Source organism: Flavobacteriales bacterium, from assembly GCA_016716605.1.
Lineage (GTDB): Bacteria > Bacteroidota > Bacteroidia > Flavobacteriales_F > PHOS-HE28 > PHOS-HE28.
Genome location: JADJWA010000001.1, coordinates 1,261,200 through 1,274,330, shown reverse-complemented (window position 1 = coordinate 1,274,330; position 13,131 = coordinate 1,261,200). Strand labels below are relative to the sequence as shown.

11 protein-coding genes are annotated in these 13,131 nt (G+C 62.4%); 8 read left to right on the top strand and 3 right to left on the bottom strand.

Annotated features, from left to right (window positions below; all coding sequences use genetic code 11):
- Positions 1-41 precede the first annotated feature (41 nt).
- The 3 genes from IPM12_05065 to IPM12_05055 are packed head-to-tail and all read left to right on the top strand — an operon-like array spanning position 42 to position 5,262.
- A complete protein-coding gene (locus IPM12_05065) occupies positions 42-2,600 on the top strand; it encodes a TonB-dependent receptor (protein MBK9147180.1) in 2,559 nt (852 codons plus the stop codon).
- Positions 2,601-2,624: 24 nt separating this feature from the next.
- The gene (locus IPM12_05060; protein ID MBK9147179.1) at positions 2,625-3,902 is read left to right on the top strand and encodes a choice-of-anchor J domain-containing protein; all 1,278 of its coding nucleotides are present in this window, start codon (positions 2,625-2,627) and stop codon (positions 3,900-3,902) included.
- A gap of 34 nt (positions 3,903-3,936) precedes the next feature.
- Positions 3,937-5,262 (top strand): carbohydrate binding domain-containing protein, encoded by a 1,326-nt coding sequence (locus IPM12_05055; protein MBK9147178.1) that lies wholly within the window; start codon positions 3,937-3,939, stop codon positions 5,260-5,262.
- 81 nt (positions 5,263-5,343) lie between these two features.
- Here IPM12_05055 and IPM12_05050 read toward each other — a convergent pair whose 3' ends face one another.
- Positions 5,344-5,706 (bottom strand): arsenate reductase, encoded by a 363-nt coding sequence (locus IPM12_05050; GenBank protein MBK9147177.1) that lies wholly within the window; start codon positions 5,704-5,706, stop codon positions 5,344-5,346.
- Between the two features lie 80 nt (positions 5,707-5,786).
- Between IPM12_05050 and ygiD the strand changes: the two genes are divergently transcribed.
- Positions 5,787-6,674 (top strand): 4,5-DOPA dioxygenase extradiol, encoded by an 888-nt coding sequence (gene ygiD / locus IPM12_05045; protein MBK9147176.1) that lies wholly within the window; start codon positions 5,787-5,789, stop codon positions 6,672-6,674.
- On the opposite strand, the gene asnS is transcribed toward ygiD, so the two are convergent.
- On the bottom strand, positions 6,671-8,128 hold the full coding sequence (gene asnS, locus IPM12_05040) for an asparagine--tRNA ligase (protein MBK9147175.1): 1,458 nt from the start codon (positions 8,126-8,128) through the stop codon (positions 6,671-6,673). The genes ygiD and asnS overlap by 4 nt on opposite strands.
- Before the next feature lie 196 nt (positions 8,129-8,324).
- On the opposite strand from asnS, the gene IPM12_05035 reads away from it, so the two are divergent.
- On the top strand, positions 8,325-9,074 hold the full coding sequence (locus tag IPM12_05035; protein MBK9147174.1) for a response regulator: 750 nt from the start codon (positions 8,325-8,327) through the stop codon (positions 9,072-9,074).
- Between the two features lie 5 nt (positions 9,075-9,079).
- Here the strand turns inward: IPM12_05035 and IPM12_05030 are convergent, their stop codons facing one another.
- Positions 9,080-9,823, bottom strand: coding sequence for a DsbA family oxidoreductase (locus IPM12_05030; protein ID MBK9147173.1), 744 nt, complete (start codon positions 9,821-9,823; stop codon positions 9,080-9,082).
- A gap of 139 nt (positions 9,824-9,962) precedes the next feature.
- Between IPM12_05030 and IPM12_05025 the strand changes: the two genes are divergently transcribed.
- From IPM12_05025 to IPM12_05015, 3 genes are read left to right on the top strand one after another with little or no spacing between them, the layout of a single operon-like run.
- Complete coding sequence (locus IPM12_05025) at positions 9,963-10,577, top strand: TetR/AcrR family transcriptional regulator (protein MBK9147172.1); 615 nt, start codon at positions 9,963-9,965, stop codon at positions 10,575-10,577.
- Positions 10,577-11,905, top strand: a complete 1,329-nt coding sequence (locus IPM12_05020; protein ID MBK9147171.1) for a TolC family protein — start codon at positions 10,577-10,579, stop codon at positions 11,903-11,905. Before IPM12_05025 ends, IPM12_05020 begins: the two co-directional genes overlap by 1 nt.
- A gap of 26 nt (positions 11,906-11,931) precedes the next feature.
- Positions 11,932-13,089, top strand: a complete 1,158-nt coding sequence (locus tag IPM12_05015; protein MBK9147170.1) for an efflux RND transporter periplasmic adaptor subunit — start codon at positions 11,932-11,934, stop codon at positions 13,087-13,089.
- Positions 13,090-13,131 lie beyond the last annotated feature (42 nt).

Sequence of the window (13,131 nt, the reverse complement as noted above, 5' to 3'; positions counted from 1 at the left end):
TGACGCGGATCCTTCGAACATCGGCGCCCCCCTTCGCCCTCATGACAAGACCCCGCCAACAATTCCCCGCTGGCCGTACCCTGCTGCTTCTGCTTGCCGGTGCTTTCGCTTTCGGGCTGGAAGCGCAGATTGACACGCTCGTGAATCCAGCGCCGCCGGACACATCATCGGCCAATCGCCCGCAACTGCCGGTCTTCACCCTTACCACTGACGACCTCGATGGTGAACTGGGAAATCAGGACATCAGCGGGATCCTGCAATCGTCGCGCGACCCCTTCACAGCAGTGGCGGGCTTCAACTTCGGCCAGGCGCGCTTCCGGATACGCGGCTACGATGGCGAGAACACGATCGTGACCATCAACGGGCTGCGCGTGAACGACCTGGAGACGGGCTGGGCCGTATGGAGCAATTGGGCGGGCTTGAACGATGTGACCCGCTGGATGCAGGTCCGCACCGGAATCGGCCCGAGCCGGGTGGTGTTCGGCGGGTTGGGTGGCACCACCGACATGGACATCCGTCCGAGCGCCTTGCGGAAAGGCGTCCGGGCGTCCTACGCCAGCGCCAACCGCGCGTACCGCAACCGTGCGATGTTCACCTATGCCTCGGGCGTGAATCCCAAGGGCTGGTCGATCGCGGTGAGCGGCTCACGGCGTTGGGCGGAGGAAGGCTATGTGGAGGGCACTTCGTTCGATGCGTATTCCTATTACCTCGGCGCGGAGAAACGGATCAATGCGAAGCACTCGATCAGCTTGAGCGCATTCGGTGCCGCCATCTCCCAGGGCAGGCAGGCGTTGGCGGTGCAAGAAGCCTATGATCTCACGGATAATCCCTGGTACAACCCGAACTGGGGCTATCAGGCCGGGCAGAAGCGCAACGCGAAGATGAGCCGCGACCACAAGCCGATGATCGTACTCTCCCATCGCATGCAGGTGAGCCCGGCCGCACGCCTCATCACCTCAGCCTATTACACCTTCGGACGCGATGGACTAACCGGCCTGAACTGGTTCGATGCCAAGGACCCGCGCCCGGACTACTACCGATACCTGCCGAGCTATTTCCGTTTCCAGGATGCCGAGCTGTTCGCGCCGCAGACCCGCGCCTGGCAGAACGATGTGAACACCCGGCAGATCAACTGGGACCAGCTCTGGTTCGCCAACGGCAAGAACATCTACCAAGTGGAGAACGCCAACGGGATAAATGGCAACACCGTCACGGGCAACCGCAGCAAGTACGTGGTTGAGGAAGCCCGGCAGGACCCTACCCGCTTCGGCCTGAACAGCGTTTGGGACAAGGCGCTCAGCGACCGCACCCACCTTACGGTCGGCGGCAGCTTCCACCAGCAGAGCACGCACTATTTCCGCGTGATGAATGACCTGCTCGGCGGCGACTTCTGGCTCGACATCGACCAGTTCGCCGACCGCGATTTCAATGACACGCTCATCTCGCAGAACGACCTGAGCACCACGAACAAGCTCGTCCGCGAGGGCGATGTGTTCGGCCACGACTACAGGATCCACACGCGTTACGCCAACCTCTTCGGGCAATGGGAGGGCAAATGGAACAGGGTCGAGGCGTACATCGGCGCCGACCTCTCGCACACGAGCTTCTGGCGCGAAGGCAACCTGCGCAACGGCCGCTTCCCCGACAACTCGTTCGGCGAATCGGAGAAGCAGGGCTTCCTCGGCTATGGCTTGAAGGGCGGCATCATCGGGAAGGTCACTGGCCGTCACTTCATCACGCTGAACGCGGCGCACATCGTGCGAGCGCCCAGCAGCAACAACGCCTACCTCTCGCCGCGCGTGCGTGACGCTGTGGTGGCGGGCTTGACGGCAGAGCGGGCGAGCGGCGCTGATCTGAGCTACGTGCTGAAGTCGCCCAAGGTGAAGGGCCGCGCCACGCTGTACTATACGCGCATCGCCGATCAGGTGTGGAACCGCAGCTATTACCACGACGAGTTCCTCACCATCGTGAACTACACCATGACCGGCGTGGATCAGGTGCATCAGGGCATCGAGCTCGGCGTGGAGGCCAACCTCACCAGCACATGGCAGCTCACGGCCGTGCATGCCGGTGGCGATTACCGCTACGATTCGAGACCAACGGCTACCGTGACGCGCAACAACAGTGATGAAGTATTCGCGCAGGACCGGACCGTGTACTGGAAAGGCTACCGCGTGGGCGGCATGCCGCAGAGCGCAACGTCGCTCGGGCTGCGCTACAACTCACCGAGATTCTGGTTCGCTGGCGCCAGCGCCAACCACTTCCGCCACATCTACCTCGACCCCAACCCTGATCGCCGCACGCAAGAGGCGCTGGAGAACCTGGTGACCAGCGATCCGCAATGGGATGGCCTGCTCAACCAGACGCGCCTCGATGACAACCTCACTGTTGACCTCTTCGCAGGCAAGAGCTGGATGTTCAAGCGCAAGTACCGCCTGGCGGTGAACGTGAGCGTGAGCAACGTTCTCGACAACCGCGATTTCCGCGTGGGCGGCTTCGAGCAGCTCCGCTACGACCGCATGGATCCTGACCGCTTCCCGCCGAAGTACAGCTACCTCTTCGGCCGGAACTACTTCGCCATGCTCACTTTCAGCTTCTGACCCAACGCACAACCGCATCATCCGATGATCCGCAATATCGCCATCGCCTTCTCCGCCGCCGCGCTCCTGATCCTTGCCGGCTGCGAGAAGGAGCTCGACTCCCCGCCCGTGCGCACGCTGCCCGTTGGGCAGGTGATGACCGTGGCGCAATTGCGCGCCTTGTTCACCGGGGTGCCGCACACCTTCACCGGTGACAGCAGCGTGTACGCCGTGGTGACCGCCGACGAGGAAAGCGGCAACCTGTACAAGAATGTTTATGTGCAGGACCACACCGGCGCCATCGTGCTGCGCTTGATCAACAGCGGGGGCCTCTATCAGGGCGACAGCATCCGCATCTATCTGCCGGGCACCATCCTCGGCGCCTACAATGGACTGTTGCAGCTGGACAACGTGGACGTTGACAACAATGTGGTGAAGCAGGCGGCCGGGGTGGAGAAGCAGCCGGAACTCGTTACCATCGCGCAGATCACGCCGGCGATGCAGGGCCGGTTGGTGAAGCTCGAAGGCGTGGAGTTCGTCGTTAGCGAGGCGTGCAATGGCCTCACCTATGCGGATGCCGCCGGACAGGAGACATTGAACCGCACCCTTACCGATTGCTCCGGCACCGTGCTTGTGCGCAATAGCGGCTATGCCAATTTCGCAGGTCAGCAGCTTCCCAGCGGCAACGGCAGCATCATCGCCGTGGTCGGCCAGTTCAATGATGACATGCAGCTCTTCATCCGCAGGGTGAGCGAGGTGCAGATGAACGGCGCACGCTGTGCGCCATGCCCGGTGCCCTGCGCCGCAGCAGCGAACCTCTCGCAGGATTTCGCCACAGCAGTGACCAACGTGGACTTCGCTGCGGATTGTTGGTACAACCAGGCCCAAGTGGGGAGCCGGTTCTGGCGCGGTACCAGCGTGAGCGGCAATATGGCGGTGCAAGCCACGGCCTTCGGGAGCAGTAACGCCAGCGATGTTTCGTGGCTGGTATCCGCACCTGTGAATTTTCAGCCCGGCATGGTGCTGAGCTTCCGCAGCCAGCGCGGATTCGGCGTTGCCACGCACGACCCTTTCTCGCTCTTCGTGAGCACCAACTACACGGGCCTCAACCTCGCGACCGCCAATTGGACACAGGTGACCGGCTTCCCATACGCCAATACCTCCACGGCGGATCAGGTATGGGTCGATAGCGGCCCTATTGATCTCAGCGCAGCCTTGCCCGGCGGATTCTCAGGGCCCTTCGTGGTTGGTTTCCGCTACACCGGCAGCGGCACGGGAGGTGAAACCACCAACTTCCGCATCGACGACGTAGCGATCCAGTGATTGCCTTCCCAACGCACCCCTAACCCTTCAGACCATGAGACACATTACCCTTCTCGCGTTCGCCGCGTTGCTCTCCGCTGCGGCCCACGGCCAAGTGATCTTCACCAGCGGCTTCGAGGACTGGAACGCCGGCTTGCCTACCGATTGGTACGGCAGCAAGAGCAACCTGCCGCAGAGCGGCGTGGAGCAAGTGACCGCCGATGTGCATGGCGGCGCGAACGCCGTGCGGCTGATCAAGGCCAGCACCGGTCATCAACGCTTCACCACGCAGGTGCAGACCGTAGTGGCCAATACCGAGTACGAAGTGCGCTTCTGGGTGCGCGGCGAAGGGCAGATCCGCCTGGGCCTCTATGACGGCCGCCCCACCAGCAGCGGCTACGCCCCCTACACCAGCTACTTCACCTCCACCGGGAACACCTGGCAGGAAGTGGTGCTCACGGTGATCGCAGCCATGAACGCTGGCGATGCGGAGTTCATCCTGAGCGTGCAGAGCACGGTCGCGCCAGAGCATCTGGTGGTGGATGATGCGACGGTCACGGCCCTGGAAGCGGTGGTGCCCCTGCCCGCCACCATCGTTGAGATCCAGCAGACCACCGCGCCTGATGGCACCTCCGCTTGGGTGGACAGCACCGTGATCACCGGTGGCGTGGTGAGCGCGCTGCTCTCCAACGGGTTCTACATCCAGGATGGCAGCGGCCCGTGGAGCGGCCTCTTCGTGTTCGCCACGCCTGGTGCGCTGGCCATCGGCGATTCCGTGGCGGTCACTGGCACCGTGGTTGAATTCAACGGTCAGACGCAGCTCACATCCGTGCTGAACCTGGTGACCCTAACCAGCGGCAACACGCTCACCCCCACCGTGATCAGCACGCTCGACGGCAACACCGAGCCCTATGAGAGCGTGCTCGTGAAGGTCGAGGCGGCCAACTGCACCGCACAGGGGAGCTTCGGCCAATTCACCGTGAACGATGGCAGCGGTCCGGTTCTGGTTGACGATGTGATCTATGCATATCCCTTCATGGTGGGGCAGTTCTATGACATCACCGGGGTGCTGCAATACGCTTTCAGCGAGTGGCGCATCCTGCCGCGCTTCGTGGAGGACGTGGAAGCGGTGACCGGCATCGGAGAGCTGAGCCGCGCCCCTGTGACCATCGGGCCCAACCCGGCCCGGGATCTCGTGCGCGTGGCAGTCGATGATGCGCGCGCCGCTTATGCGGTCTGCGATGCGATGGGCCGCACCATGCAGCAAGGCAATCTGATGAACAGCGTACTCATGGTGGATGCACTGCCTGCCGGCATCTACACGTTGATCGTTGCCGATGGCGCGGCCCTGCGCCAAGCCAAGCTGGTAGTGCAGCGCTGAGCGGATCGCACGCATCGCCGAAGCCCGCGTTGGATCGCCAGCGCGGGCTTCGTGCTTCATGGCATCAGCTATCCAAATGCCTCATGCAACCAGCGTCCGTGCAGCGTCGGTCATCGCTTCCGTCACCTTGGGCGCGTTTCCGATGAGGATCCGGTCATCGAGCACCATCACCGGCCGCTTCAGGAACGTGTACTCCTGCAGGATGTACTTGCGGTAGTCCTTCTCGGTGAGCGTCATCGTGTTCAGCCCGAGTGCGCGGTACTTCAAGGCCACGCGGCTGAAGAGCGCTTCGTAGCTGCCCGCAAGCTTCTTCATGTGGTCGAGTTCCTTCGCCGTGATTGGATCGCCTTTGATCTCGCGCAAGGCAAAGCCCTTGAGGTTGATGCCTTTCATGATGCGCTCGCAGGTGGAGCAGGTGCCGAGATAGTAGAAGAGGCGGGGCATGGCGGCGAAGATCGCTTGCGTTTCTTAGCGACGCTGGCGACCTGTTCAGAACATCGCAGGCGCACCTTTGTTCCACCGCCATGCACCGCAAGGATTTCCTCCTTTCACTCGCCGCGATGCCCTTGGCCGGAGCCGCCATGAAACTCAATGAGCTCGCGCGCATCACCGACCCGCTGGGCCCGACCGAGCGCTTGCCCGTACTCTTCCTCGGTCACGGCAGCCCGATGAACGCCATCGAAGAGAACGAGTTCGTACAGGGCTTCCGGAAGCTGGCGGCGGAGATCCCGAAGCCGCAGGCGATCATCTGCGTGAGCGCGCATTGGGAGACGCGGGGCACCTATGTGACCGCGATGGCCAAGCCGCGCACCATCCACGACTTCGGCGGGTTCCCCAAGGCGCTGTTCGATGTGCAGTATCCCGCACCCGGTGACCCCAAGCTCGCAGAGGAGGTGAAGCAAGCGGTGAAGGGCGCATCCGTCGGCCTGGACCAGAGTTGGGGCCTCGATCATGGCGCGTGGAGCGTGGTGAAACACCTGTACCCGAACGCCGATGTGCCCATCATCCAATTGAGCCTCGACCGCTCGCTCTCACCGGAGAAGCATTATGCGCTGGCCGAGGAACTCGGTGCGCTGCGTGATAAGGGCGTCCTAATCATCGGAAGCGGCAACATGGTGCATAACCTGGGCATGGTCGATTGGAACAAGCTCAATCAGCCCTTCGCCTACGATTGGGCACAAGAGGCCAGCGAAAGGATGAAACGGGCCATCACCACCGGGGACCACAAGCCATTGATCGAATTCCACGATCAGGGCCAGGCCTTCGAACTGGCCATCAACAGCAGCGAGCACTTCTTGCCTTTGCTCTACGCCCTGGCACTGCAGCAGAAGGATGAGCAGGCCACGCTCTTCAACGACAAGGCACTGGCGGGTTCGCTAACGATGACGAGCGTGAGGATCGGGAGGGGCTAGAACTCCGCGCTCTTCGGCGCCCGCGGGAAGGGGATCACATCCCGGATATTCCCCATGCCGGTAACGAATAGCACGAAGCGCTCCAGCCCCAGCCCGAAGCCCGCGTGCGGCACGGTGCCGAATCGGCGCGTGTCCAGATACCACCAGAGTTCTTCCGCAGGAACGTGCATCTCCTTCATGCGCGCTTCCAGCACATCCAGGCGCTCCTCGCGCTGACTGCCACCGATGATTTCGCCGATGCCGGGGAAGAGCACATCCATGGCGGCTACGGTGGTGCCCTTGTCGCTGTAGCCGAAGTCACCGGGGCCGTTGGTGCGCATGTAGAAGGCCTTGATCTTTCCGGGGTAGCCCGTCACGATCACCGGCTTCTTGAAGTGCTTCTCGACGAGGTAGCGCTCGTGCTCGCTCTGCAGATCTATGCCCCATTCCACGGGGAACTGGAATTGCCCTTTCTGGTGCGGTTTGCTGCGCAGCAGGATCTCTATTGCGTCGGAGTAAGTGATGCGCTCGAAGGGGTTGTCGAGCACGAACTTCAGGCGGTCGATCAAGCCCATCTCGCTTCGTTGCTCCTTCGGCTTGGTGGCTTCTTCCTCCTTCAGTCGCGCATCCAGGAACTGCAGATCGTCCATGCTGTTCCTCAGCACGCGGGCGATGAGGTGCTTGCATAGGCCTTCGGCGAGGTCCATGTCGCCCTTCAGGTCCATGAAGGCCGCTTCGGGCTCGATCATCCAGAACTCGGCGAGGTGTCGCGCGGTGTTGCTGTTCTCGGCGCGGAAGGTCGGACCGAAGGTGTACACCTTGCCCAATGCCAATGCAGCGAGCTCCGCTTGCAGCTGACCGCTTACAGTCAGCCGTGACTCGCGGCCGAAGAAGTCCTCCTTGAAATCCACTGCTCCTTGATCATCGAGCGGCGGTGCCTTCGCATCGAGCACGCTCACGCGGAACATCTCGCCCGCACCTTCCGCATCGCTCGCGGTGATGATCGGCGCGTGGAAATAGTTGTATCCGTTCAGGTCGAAGTACTCGTGGATGCCGAAGCTCACCTGGTGACGGATCCGGAAAATGGCGCTGTAGGTGTTCGTGCGGAAGCGCAGGTGGGCATTCTCCCGCAGGAACTCCAAGCTGTGCTTCTTGGGTTGGATGGGGTACTTCTCCGCGTCGCTGTCGCCCAGCACTTCCACGGCGGTCACCTGCATCTCTACGCGCTGGCCGCTGCCCTTGCTCTCCACAATCACGCCTGTGCACTGCACGGCGGCGCTGGTGGTGAAACGTGCCCGCGTTGCCGCATCAACCTTCTCCTGGTCGATCACGCACTGCAGGTTGCGGATGGTGCTGCCATCATTCAGGGCGATGAAACGGTCGTTGCGGAAGGTGCGCACCCAACCGGCCACGGTCAGGGTGGTGCCGGTAAGGGCGGTGTGGTCGAGGACCGTTTTGATAGAGGTGATGTCCATGGGGATCTACTGAGGCATTGCCCGGCCATCCGGCCCGCGGGAGAAGGCCGACAAAGATGGAGAGCGGCGCGCAACGCCTCGTTCCGGTCGATGCCGCCCGCCCGTTGAGCGATTTGAACCAACTTCGCGGGCGAAGCGTAATAACGTTGCCGCAACCAAGCAGCGCACAGCGCGGATCGAATTAAACCGAGCAAGCATGTCGAGCCGGATCCTGGTGGTCGAAGACGAAGGAATCGTGCGCAAGGACATCGAGCGCACGCTCACGCAATTGGGGTACGAGATCGCGGGCTCTGCGGCCGAGGGCCAGGCGGCCATCGATCTGGCGGAGCAGCATCGACCGGACCTGGTGCTCATGGACATCATGCTCAAGGGCGACATGAGCGGCATCGAAGCCGCCATGGTGATCGGCGGCGAGCTGGGTCTTCCAGTGATCTTCCTCACCGCCTATAGCGACGAGGCCACGCTGAACAAAGCGCGCATCGCCGAGCCCTACGGCTACATCGTGAAGCCCTTCAAGGTGGTGGAGGTGCAGGCGGCGATCGAGATGGCCTTGCACAAGCACATCCATGATTCAGAACTTCGCCGCGAGCGCGACCAGTTGCATGAGTTGGCCACCCGCGAGGCTTCCACGGGTCCGCTCTTCCTCAAGCACCAGGGTCGGCAGGTTCGCGTGGCGCTGGAGGATGTGTATTACATATCTGCGCTCAAGGACTACTTCAGCGTGCATGTGAAGGACAAGCGCTACATCGTGCACGGCACCATGAAGCACATCGAATCACGCCTGCCCACCGATAAGTTCATGCGCATCCATCGCAGCTTCATCGTCCGGCTCGACAAGGTGGAGGCCATCGACGCGCCGCATGTGATCATGGAGGATGGCAAGGGGTCCATACCCATCGGCGATTCGTTCTACGGCAAGCTGCTGGAGCGGGTGGCGTTGAAGTGACCCGCTCACTTCCCCCGCTCCGCCCACGCCTTTTCGAGTGCCTGCTGGAATACTGCGCTGCTCTGAGCCCCGCTCACCGCGAAGCGCCGGTCGAACACGAAGAACGGCACGCCGCTCACCCCGAGCTGTCGCGCCTCTTGCTCATCGGCGCGCACCTCCCGGACCCAAGCGTCGTTGTCCAGGTCGTAGCGCACTTCATCGGCATTGATACCCACCTCTTTCGCCAGTGCCACCAGCGTGGGCTTATCGGCCAAGTGCTTGCCCTCGGTGAAGTAGGCGCGGAAGAGCCGCTCTTTCATTGCATCGCCCTTGCCCTTGCTCTTGGCGTATTGCAGCAACCGGTGCGCCTGAAAGGAGGAGCCTACGATCACCTTGTCGTAGTCGTACTTCAGCCCAAGGCTGGCGGCGCGTTGCGTAACACCGCTCACACGCGCCACGGCTTCTTCCCGGCCGATGCGGTAGCGTTCCATGAGCATGCCATAGGTATCGTGCGGGGCGCGGTCGGGAGCATTGGCATCCAACTCGAAGCTCTTCCACACCACCTTCACCTGATCGCGGTGCGGGAAACGGGATAAAGCGCTCTCGAGCTCGCGCTTGCCGATGTAGCAGAACGGGCAGACCACATCGCTCCACACCTCGATGGTGAGCGGTTGATCAGCGCCGATGGGGGTGGTGGACATGGGTTGGAATTGAGCGGAAGCCGCGCTGGACAAGGCCCATAGGACCACGGAGAGGGTGGCGGCGCGCATGCGGGTCGGGCCGAAAGATCGGGTGCTCATCCAGCAATAGCACCGTTCATCACACCGGAAACGATTCATGTTGCATTTCGTTTCCTGCGTCCCCTACGTTTGCGCCCCTTTCCGAAAACGCCTCCCCAACCCCGCCGGAATGGACCCGAAGAAGCAAGAGATCCTGGAGCAGTCGCTGAAGCTCTTCATGCGCTTGGGCATCAAGAGCCTGACCATGGACGACGTGGCCACGCAGCTGCGCATGAGCAAGAAGACGCTGTACGAGCACTTCACCGACAAGAACGACCTGGTGGAACAGGCGGTGGCCGCGGTGTGCGGCTTCCACCGGGAGACCATCAATGCCATCTGCGAACGGAGCCTCAACGCCATCGACGAGAACGAGGAGATCACCAAGTTCATCGTGGGACAGATCGGAAGCATGCACCCCAGCGTGCAGTTCGACCTTCAGAAGTACCACCCCAAGGCGTGGGAGATCATGGAGCAGCGCGAGCAGGAGGATGTGTACACATGTGTGAGCTCCAACCTGCGCAAGGGCATCGCCGAGGGCCTGTACCGCGAGGACCTCGATGTAGAGGTGATCACGCGCCTGTACATCGCGCGCATCGATTCCACCTGGGACGGCCGTGTATTCCCTTCGGACCGATTCAACCTGAGCGACGTGCTCTGGAAGCACTTCGAGTACCACATCCGTGGCATCGCCAGCAAGAAGGGCGTCGCCTACCTCGAGAAGAAAGCCAAGAAAGAACGCGCCTGATGAGAACAGCCATCACCATCCTCATATCCGCAGCGGCCATCGCCACGCAAGCCCAAGGCCCCATCAGCCTCACGCTTAAGGAGGCCATGGATATGGCCGCGAAGCAGGCCTACGCCGTGCAAGCGAGTGCGCTGGAAGCCGAGAAGATGCAGCACCGCGTGAAGGAGATCACCGCCATCGGCCTTCCGCAGATCAACGGCGAGGTGCAGCTGCAGAACTTCATCGACGTGCCCACGCAGCTGATCCCGAACTTCTTCACGCCGGGTCAGGGCCCCGAATTCGTTGCCGCGCAGTTCGGGTTGCCCTGGAACGCCAGCGCCGGAGCCACCCTCAGCCAATTGCTCTTCGATGGCAGCTACCTGATCGGCCTGAAAGCCACCAAGGCCCTGGCCCAGCAGAGCCGCGAGGAATTGGAGAAGGCGCGTGCTGACGCGCGCAACCAGGCCGCCAAAGCCTACTACGGCGTGCTCGCTGCCGAGGAAGGCGCGCGGATCACCGCCGAGGGCATCCCGCTGATCGAGCAGAGCCTCCGCGAGGCCCGGGCCATGTTGGAGGCCGGCTTCCTCGAAGAGACCGATGTGGACCGCCTCACCATCCAGCTCGAGCAGACCACGAGCCTGGAGAACAGCTTCCAGCAGCAGGCCAATGTGGCGCGCATGCTGCTCGCGCTCACCCTCGGTGCCCCGCAAGGCACGCCAATCACGCTCACGGATGACCTGAAGGCATTGCTGAACGATGCTGATGAGACCGCCTTGAGCGAGCAGGCCTTCCAGCCTGCCCAGCACATCGAGCTGCAGGGCGCCGAGACCCTCGTTCGCCTGCAGACACTGAACATGCGCAATGAGCGCAGCAAGCAGCTGCCCAGCCTCGGCGGGTTCCTCAGCCACCAGCAGGTATGGAATGGCCCCGACTTCGACCCCGGCGGCACCTATCCGTTCTATCCGACCACGGTTTGGGGGCTCAAGCTCAATGTGCCGGTGATCAGCAGCGGCAGCAGGCATCACAAGGTGAAGCAGGCGAGCATCGCGCTGAAGCAAGTGGAGGTGAGCCGCACCGCCACCGAGCAGCGCTTGCTGGCCGAAGCGGAGCGCGCGCGCAGTCAGGCCCGCACCGCCTTCGAGAACTACCGCACCGAAGAGCGCAACCTGCTGCTCGCGCAGCGCATCGTTGAGCGCACCAGCATCAAGTTCGGGCAGGGCGCCGCCAGCAGCTTCGAGCTGACCCAGGAGCGCGGCAACAGCCTCATGGCCCAACAGCAATACGTGCAGCGCCTCGTGGAACTGCTCACCGCTCGTGCCGATCTGCGCCGCGCACTCGATCTCTACTGAACCGGACAATGAACATCCACACGACTATGCGTCAATCACTCCTGATCCTCCCGCTCATCGCAGTGCTCGCAGCATGCGGCGGCGGTAACGTCGATGCCGAACCGCAGCTGACGGCCAAGCGCGCCACACGCGACTCGCTGAAGACCGAACGCGACAAGCTCAACAAGTCCATCGCCGAGATCGAGAATTGGCTTGCGGCCAACGACCCTGACCTGAAGCGCTCCCTGCCCATGGTGACCACCTACTCGTTGCAGGTGAAGCCCTTCGCGCACTGGACCGAAGCGCATGGCAGCGTGCGCGCCGACCAGAATGCGCTGGTGTACACCACCAGTGGCGGTGAGGTGCGCCGCATCCTAGCGCAGCAAGGGCAGAGCGTGGCAAAGGGCCAATTGATCGTCGATATCGACACCGACGCGCTGCGCGAGAGCATCCGTCAGGCCGAAGCGCAAGTGGAACTGGCGCGCAAGGTGTACGAGAAGCAAGCAGGCCTCTGGCAGCAGAAGATCGGCAGCGAGGTGCAATACCTGCAGGCCAAGGCGAACAAGGATGCGGGCGAAGCGCAACTCCTTTCGCTTAAAGAGCAACTGCGCGGCGCCGAGGTGCGTGCGCCTTTCGCCGGCGTGGTGGACGAGATCTTCTCCAATCTTGGCGATATGGCCAATCCCATGCAGCCGGTTGCGCGCGTGGTGGCGCTGGGCAAGGCCAGCATCGAATGCGACCTGGCAGAAGACCTGCTCACCAAAGTGAAGGTGGGAGATCCCGTGGAAGTGGTGCTGCCCGAGACCGGTGAGAAGCTCATGGCCACCATCGACCAGGTGGGCCAGTACATCAACCCCAACAACCGCAGCTTCAAGGCCACCTTGCGCATGGACAACGGCACCAAGCTCCGTCCCAATCAACTCGCTAACGTGCGCATCCGCGACATGGACGTGCCCGAAGCCCTGGTGGTGCCCAGCCGCCTGGTGATGGAGAACAGCGCCGGCCAAGCCTACGTGTTCGTGCTGGAAGAGAACGGCGGACAGGCGCGCACACGCAAGCAGTTCGTGAAGGTGTTGAGCGCGCAAGGAGGCGAGTTGCTGGTGCAGCGCGAAGAGAACGGCCTCAAGGGCGGCGAGACGCTGATCGATCAGGGCGCGCGCCTAGTGGTTGATCAGCAGGAAGTGCAAGTGCTGAAGGGCGCTTGAGCACGGATGAAACGAATTCAAGTGATATAAACCTTGGCCGAT

Excerpts from the sequence above, each read along its gene's own strand:
- IPM12_05065 (MBK9147180.1), top strand. The coding sequence starts at position 42 with ATGACAAGACCCCGCCAACAATTCCCCGCTGGCCGTACCCTGCTGCTT.
- IPM12_05060 (MBK9147179.1), top strand. The coding sequence starts at position 2,625 with ATGATCCGCAATATCGCCATCGCCTTCTCCGCCGCCGCGCTCCTGATC.
- IPM12_05055 (MBK9147178.1), top strand. The coding sequence starts at position 3,937 with ATGAGACACATTACCCTTCTCGCGTTCGCCGCGTTGCTCTCCGCTGCG.
- IPM12_05050 (MBK9147177.1), bottom strand. The coding sequence starts at position 5,706 with ATGCCCCGCCTCTTCTACTATCTCGGCACCTGCTCCACCTGCGAGCGC.
- ygiD (MBK9147176.1), top strand. The coding sequence starts at position 5,787 with ATGCACCGCAAGGATTTCCTCCTTTCACTCGCCGCGATGCCCTTGGCC.
- asnS (MBK9147175.1), bottom strand. The coding sequence starts at position 8,128 with ATGGACATCACCTCTATCAAAACGGTCCTCGACCACACCGCCCTTACC.
- IPM12_05035 (MBK9147174.1), top strand. The coding sequence starts at position 8,325 with ATGTCGAGCCGGATCCTGGTGGTCGAAGACGAAGGAATCGTGCGCAAG.
- IPM12_05030 (MBK9147173.1), bottom strand. The coding sequence starts at position 9,823 with ATGCGCGCCGCCACCCTCTCCGTGGTCCTATGGGCCTTGTCCAGCGCG.
- IPM12_05025 (MBK9147172.1), top strand. The coding sequence starts at position 9,963 with ATGGACCCGAAGAAGCAAGAGATCCTGGAGCAGTCGCTGAAGCTCTTC.
- IPM12_05020 (MBK9147171.1), top strand. The coding sequence starts at position 10,577 with ATGAGAACAGCCATCACCATCCTCATATCCGCAGCGGCCATCGCCACG.
- IPM12_05015 (MBK9147170.1), top strand. The coding sequence starts at position 11,932 with ATGCGTCAATCACTCCTGATCCTCCCGCTCATCGCAGTGCTCGCAGCA.